This is a genomic window from Nodularia sp. LEGE 04288, assembly GCF_963896525.1.
Lineage (GTDB): Bacteria > Cyanobacteriota > Cyanobacteriia > Cyanobacteriales > Nostocaceae > Nodularia.
In genome coordinates, this window is record NZ_CAWQOY010000152.1 from 24,616 (window position 1) to 30,991 (window position 6,376).

Annotated in this window: 7 protein-coding genes; 2 read left to right on the plus strand and 5 right to left on the minus strand. The window is 43.5% G+C overall.

Annotated features, from left to right (window positions below; translation table 11 throughout):
* Positions 1 to 148 precede the first annotated feature (148 nt).
* The gene (locus AACX33_RS22250) at positions 149 to 727 is read right to left on the minus strand and encodes a Uma2 family endonuclease (protein ID WP_194003171.1); all 579 of its coding nucleotides are present in this window, start codon (positions 725 to 727) and stop codon (positions 149 to 151) included.
* Positions 728 to 844: 117 nt separating this feature from the next.
* Between AACX33_RS22250 and AACX33_RS22255 the strand changes: the two genes are divergently transcribed.
* Complete coding sequence (locus AACX33_RS22255; protein ID WP_194003173.1) at positions 845 to 1,108, plus strand: hypothetical protein; 264 nt, start codon at positions 845 to 847, stop codon at positions 1,106 to 1,108.
* On the opposite strand, the gene AACX33_RS22260 is transcribed toward AACX33_RS22255, so the two are convergent.
* From AACX33_RS22260 to tyrS, 3 genes are all read right to left on the minus strand, one after another.
* Positions 1,105 to 1,659, minus strand: coding sequence for a hypothetical protein (locus AACX33_RS22260; protein ID WP_194003258.1), 555 nt, complete (start codon positions 1,657 to 1,659; stop codon positions 1,105 to 1,107). The two genes, AACX33_RS22255 and AACX33_RS22260, sit on opposite strands and share 4 nt — an antisense overlap.
* 74 nt (positions 1,660 to 1,733) lie before the next feature.
* Positions 1,734 to 2,474 (minus strand): orotidine-5'-phosphate decarboxylase, encoded by a 741-nt coding sequence (gene pyrF / locus AACX33_RS22265; RefSeq protein WP_194003175.1) that lies wholly within the window; start codon positions 2,472 to 2,474, stop codon positions 1,734 to 1,736.
* A 13-nt stretch (positions 2,475 to 2,487) separates the two neighbouring features.
* Positions 2,488 to 3,687, minus strand: a complete 1,200-nt coding sequence (gene tyrS / locus AACX33_RS22270) for a tyrosine--tRNA ligase (RefSeq protein WP_194003177.1) — start codon at positions 3,685 to 3,687, stop codon at positions 2,488 to 2,490.
* A gap of 173 nt (positions 3,688 to 3,860) precedes the next feature.
* On the opposite strand from tyrS, the gene AACX33_RS22275 reads away from it, so the two are divergent.
* Entirely contained in the window at positions 3,861 to 5,783 is a 1,923-nt protein-coding gene (locus AACX33_RS22275; protein ID WP_194003179.1) for a transglycosylase domain-containing protein, read from the plus strand.
* Positions 5,784 to 5,868: 85 nt separating this feature from the next.
* Here the strand turns inward: AACX33_RS22275 and AACX33_RS22280 are convergent, their stop codons facing one another.
* Positions 5,869 to 6,192, minus strand: a complete 324-nt coding sequence (locus tag AACX33_RS22280; RefSeq protein WP_194003181.1) for a DUF1825 family protein — start codon at positions 6,190 to 6,192, stop codon at positions 5,869 to 5,871.
* Positions 6,193 to 6,376: the final 184 nt, after the last annotated feature.

The following is a 6,376-nucleotide window of genomic DNA, read 5'->3' on the forward strand; positions in this document are numbered from 1 at the left end:
AAAATTAAGTATTGTAGGGTGCGTTAGGATGAAGTCCGTAACGCACCATTATTAAGGCTTTGGTGCGTTACGCTACCGCTAACACACCCTACGTGTCTATTCAAAAATCAAATAGTAGTCCTATATGAATTTGGCGATGTTTTTTTAGTTATTCTTTAGTTGCAAATACAACATTTTCATAGAGGAGTTCAATAGGACACTCAAATTCAATACTTGATAGAGTAATAATATCTCCTGCTATATAGGGATAATAAAGCCACATTCTACCTTCACCCCGTGAGTAACGCTCAACAGAAATTTTTTCAGAGTCAATCAGCAGATACTCTTGTAAAGTAGGCATCTTCAAATAATCAGATAGTTTTTCACCTCTATCTTTGGCGCTAGTTCCTGGGGAAAGAACTTCGACAATTATCCGAGGATATTCAATAAATTTGTGAGCTTTAAGGTCTTGAGGATCACAACTGACAATCAAATCAGGATAATAGTAAAGACTGTTGGGAGTGACTTGCACCTTCACATCTGAAACATTGACTCGACAACCTCTGGAGCGTAGATGAGGGCGTAAAGCAGTATAAAGATTAAGAGCAATATCATTGTGAGGAATTGTCCCGCCTGTCATGGCAAAAATTTTGCCGTTGACATATTCATAGCGAATATCCTGTTGGGGTTCCCATTCCAGATATTCCTGGACGGTCATTTTTGGGGGTTTTTGAGGAATAGCTACCATTATCCTTGAACACCTGTGATGATTTCAGACTTGCTTCAATTTAGCCAAATGATCAAATCAGGAAAAGCGGCTGCAAGAATTGTAGTTAATACGGTGGTTTAGCACAGAAAAATAATTATGTGGAGCTTAATATTTTTAGTGGTTTTCTTTGCCTGGATATTCTGGATGAAAAATGCTGCTTCATCTGCTAGCAAAAATTCCCGTAATCGTCGTCAAAGAAATTTTCGTCACAGCAACAGTGATTACACTAGCTCAGATATACACTATTCTGGCAGCTATGACTCAGGTAGCAGCAGTTGTGACAGTAGTGGATATGGCAGCAGTAATTGCGATAGTGGTGGTTCTGACGGCGGTGGCGGTTGTGATGGTGGAGGATTTTAAATTCCGGTACGCATCCGCACACTACCCGCCTGACAATCTCGCAACCAAGCTTTCACTGCTTGGGCAATTACACCCTTACTACTATCCCTGGGGGGCGATACTACTTGTTGTTTTTGAGGATAATCACCAATTTGGGTAAACATCATTACTAAACGCCAGCCACTGTTACTTTTTGTCAATAACAACCAATGAAATTGCTGTGATTCAACGATTTTTCCAGCTATATATTGCCGTTCTTTAGTAGTAAAGAAAACTTGCTCAACTCCTGTGTCATTACTTTTCTGCTCATCGGCGTTGTATCCACCAGAGTTAATGGGTAGGGGCTGAAACTCTGGTTTTCCTGCTAGTAGCACATAACTGTAAATATCACTGCTACGACTGCGACGGCGGGCGCGTTGAGTAACACGATTTGCATAACTTGGTAAATCTTGCAATAGCTGAATAGTTAATAATTCTAAACTTTGTTCAGAACAAGTAGAACTTAAGCCATTTTTAACTGCTTGACGCTGAGTTAGTAAAACAGGTGTATTGGCAAATGCTGAGTTATTCATGCTATTTGCCGCTACTAGCCACAAGCCGAAAGCGCAAAGCCATAAGCCATAATTTTTGTTTTTGACTTTTGCCTTCATCCCACTGTCGTTAACTCCTCAACAATCTTTTTCCAGGCTAACTCAGGTTCAGCAGCGGCAGTGATGGGACGACCAATTACGAGGTAATTTGCACCTGCTTTGATAGCTTGGGCGGGGGTAAGCGATCGCTTTTGATCTCCCTTCTCTGCCCAACTGGGACGGACACCTGGACAAACCAGCAAAAAGTCATCTCCACAAGTTTGTCGTAACTGTGCGACCTCCTGGGGTGAACAAACAGCCCCATTCAACCCGCATTCCTGCGCCATCAGTGCCATTTCCAAAGCATATTCTGGTAATTCCAGGGGAATTTTTAAATCAAACGCCAGCTGTCTGGAAGAAATACTCGTCAGTAGGGTAATGGCAATTAATTGCGGTGGTTTAACCCCGGCTTGCATTGCTCCCACCTGTACCGCCTCAGTTGCCGCTTTCAGGGCATCTCTGCCAGCCGTGGCGTGAATCGTCAGTAAATCCACCCCGTAACTTGCAGCACTACGACAAGCCCCAGCCACAGTATTGGGGATATCGTGAAACTTCAAATCTAAAAATATGCGTTTTTGCCGGGATTTTAAAACTTCCAGGATTGTGGGGCCAGAACTAGTAAATAATTCTAAACCCACTTTCCAGAAATTTACTTGGGGCAATTGATCTACAAGAGCGATCGCACTTTGTAAATCAGGCACATCCAAAGGCACAATTATTTGGTCATTAGCCCTTCGGCTACGCTCAGGATAAATCATTGGTCATTAGTGATTATTTATTCACAAGTCGGACAAACTTATTTTTACCAACTTGCAGCACACGTCCGTGTAATTCACTAGCCTGCTCAAAAGTGGTATCAATATCAATCATGCGATCGCCATCTAGACGCACCCCACCCTCTTGAATTTTCCGTTTACCTTCCCCTGTACTTTTGCACAAACCAGTCACATTGAGAAGATACGCTAACTTCACCGGAAACTCTGACACCTCAGCCAGAGAAAATTCGGGAACAGCACCTTCCTTACCGCCGCTTTTTGCCGCTTCCTTAGCCTCATTAGCTGCTGTTTCGCCGTTGTACTGTTTCACCACTTCCCATGCTAAAAGCATTTGGCGATCGCGGGGATTTTCTGGCAATTTTTCCAAACTGAAATCCGTCAACAGTTCAAAATACTGAGACAGCAAATTATCGGGAACACCTTGTAACTTCTGATATTTTTGGGCAGGGTGTTCTGACAACCCCACATAATTACCGAGAGACTTAGACATTTTTTGCATCCCATCTGTACCAATTAAAATCGGTAACAGCAACCCAAATTGGGGCTTTTGTCCAAAATGGCGTTGCAAATCTCGCCCCACAGCAATGTTAAACTTTTGATCAGTTCCCCCCAACTCCACATCTGCCTCAACAGCCACAGAATCATAGCCCTGCATCAATGGATATAGGAACTCATGGATGAAAATAGGATTCTCTTTTTTATAACGTTCAGCAAATCCCTCTTTGGCTAACATCTGCCCCACCGTCATCGTAGAAAGTAACTCTAGAATCTTCCCTAAATCCAGATGGGAAAGCCATTCCGAGTTATAACGCACCTCCAACCGTCCTGGTGTGTCAAAATCCAAAATAGGGCGCACTTGCTCAAGATACGTTTGAGCATTTTGTGCCACATCTGCCTCTGTTAGCTGACGACGCACCTCAGATTTACCTGTAGGATCGCCAATACGAGCTGTAAAATCACCAATAATGAGAACTGCTGTATGACCAGCATCTTGAAACGCTCGCAGTTTGCGTACTGGTATGCTATGACCAAGATGAATATCAGATCCTGTCGGGTCAATTCCCAATTTGATCCTTAAAGGTCGGTTCGTAGTTACCAAGCGTTTCTCTAAACTTTCAGTTTCACTATCAGCATCAATTGGTTGGGGAAAAATTTCTACTATTCCACGATGTAGCCAAGAAAAATTTTGCGTCATACTCAGAGATTCGCTATTAACTACGCTTTTTACTCTATAAGTTAGGTTGGTTATATTCACTAGCAATTTGTCCGTACTTTAATCTACAGAATTCATATAATTGCCAAAAATTAACCGCCAGGCTTCATTGAACGAATTACAGTTATATTTACCAGTGAGGAAGTGAGAACGCCGTGTCGTCTTCTAGGACTTTTACAAATAAGCAGCCACAACGTCAGGCTTCATCAGGTTTTGAGTTTTTGAAAGGAGTAGGCCAAATTACCGGCGCTACTCTGCTGTCAATAACCATGCTGGCAAGCTCTATTGTAGCCGGAGGGCTGGTTGGTCTGGCTATTAGTTTCCGTAACTTGCCAGATGTGAGACAGCTGCGTAACTTTTTTCCCTCGGAAACAACTTACATTTATGACATTAATGGCAAACTCTTAACAAGTCTTCACGGTGAAGCCAACCGAGAAGTCATGGCCTTAGATAGAATTTCTCCACATCTGAAACGGGCAGTCCTAGCCAGCGAAGATAGTCATTTTTACGATCATCACGGAATCAATCCCAGTGGTGTCGGACGGGCTTTGATCGTTAACTTGGCAGCAGGTAGTGTGCGAGAAGGAGGCTCCACCATCACCATGCAGCTGGTGAAAAATTTGTTTTTATCTCAAAAACGTGCCTTTACTCGGAAGTTAGCTGAAGGAGTACTGGCAATTCGGTTAGAGCAAATTCTCGGCAAAGACCAAATTTTAGAAATGTACCTCAATCAAGTTTATTGGGGTCATAATAACTATGGTGTACAAACAGCAGCACGCAGCTATTTTGACAAATCAGCAGAAATCTTAACCTTGGCTGAGTCAGCAATGATGGCGGGTTTAATCCAAGCCCCAGAAGAATTTAGTCCCTTTGCGAGTATGGAACTGGCAAAACGCAAACAAAGGGAAGTTTTGGGACGGATGCTGGAATTGAACTGGATCAGCCAGCAAGAGTATGATGATGCTCTCAAGCAAGAACTGAAATTGGGTCGCATCAGGTCATTCCAAGGAAGTGCCTTACCTTATGTCACCAATACTGTGTCTCAAGAATTAGTTAAAAAATTTGGGCGTGAGGCGCTGATTAAAGGTGGAATGCGTGTGCAAACCACTATTGATGCTAACTTCCAAACGATGGCGGAAAAAACTGTCAGCAAGTGGAGTAGAACATTGAGGGGTCAAGGGTTGCGTGGTAATGAAATTGCTCTGGTAGCCATCGACCCCCGCACGCATTTTGTTAAGGCACTAGTAGGCGGTGTAGATTCTAGAGCTAGCGAATTCAACCGTGCAACCCAAGCGCAGCGTCAACCAGGTTCTGCCTTTAAACCATTGGTATATTATGCCGCCTTTGCTACTGGGAAATATACACCAGATACAGTAGTACAAGATACACCAGTCAGTTATCGAGATGGTAGCGGTTGGTATAGTCCGAAGAACTACGATAGTGGCTTTCAAGGAGCAATAACGATTCGGTCAGCCCTAGCCCAGTCTCGCAATATTCCGGTAATCAAGGTGGGTATGTCTATCGGCATGAATAAAGTCGTAGAAGCTTCCCGTACCTTGGGAATCATGAGTCCGATGGCACCTGTGACTTCTTTGCCCCTGGGAGCTATCGGCATTACACCGCTAGAACTCGCTAGTGCTTACGCGACTTTTGCCAATTATGGCTGGCAATCGCCACCAACAGTTATGGCTCGTGTCACCGATAGTAGTGGTAATATCTTGCTAGATAATACACCCAAACCCCAGTTAGTTCTGGATCAATGGGCATCGGCAGCAACTATCGATGTCATGCGTTCAGTAGTCACTTCGGGGACTGGTAAAGGTGCAGATATAGGTCGCCCCAGTGCTGGTAAGACAGGCACAACTTCATCTGAAAGGGATATTTGGTATGTGGGTACCGTACCACAGTTAACAACAGCTGTCTGGGTCGGTAGAGACGATAACAGACCATTATCTAGAGGTGCAACCGGTGGCGGTATGGTGGCTCCTATCTGGAAAGATTTTATGCAGCAAGCCCTCAAAGGTGTACCGGCGGAAAACTTTAAGCCCCCTTCTCAGTTTCAGCGCCCCAAATCTTAAACAAATCAAAAATCAAAAATCAAAAATAAATAGGGATTTTGGATGGGCAGTTAATCCAAAATCCCTACTATAAATTTCCAATTCACTATTGCTGTTGTTCTAGTTCGGTTTTCATCCTCTGTAGGGTAAGATGCATTTGCTCAAACATCTGTTGCGGTGTCACACCAAATTGACCTAACTGAGTCTTGAGTTGCTGCACAGTCATCTGCGCCATGAAATCCTCTGAAAGCTCGAATCGCTTCATAAAGACGCGATAGCGATCCATCATAACTTCCATTTTCTCAATAAACAGCTTTTTGCCCTCACGATCAAACTTGCCGTAGTTGTTGCCAAGATTGATCAGTGTTTGATAATCCTCAAAAAGATGTTTTGCTTCTTGCTGAACTATATCAGAGTCAAAGAATCCCATTTTGCTTATATTCAACTGAGTATTGAGACTCAGCAGCTTAATATTTTTGCCTCTATCATTATCTTAGTCTAGGGAATTCATCTAGGGAACAAGTTTCGGTTTAAGTACGGTTTTTTACCGGAATTTCAACACTTGACTGGGGGAGTGGGGAGGAGAAGAGGCAGGGGTGCAGGGAGCAGGGGGC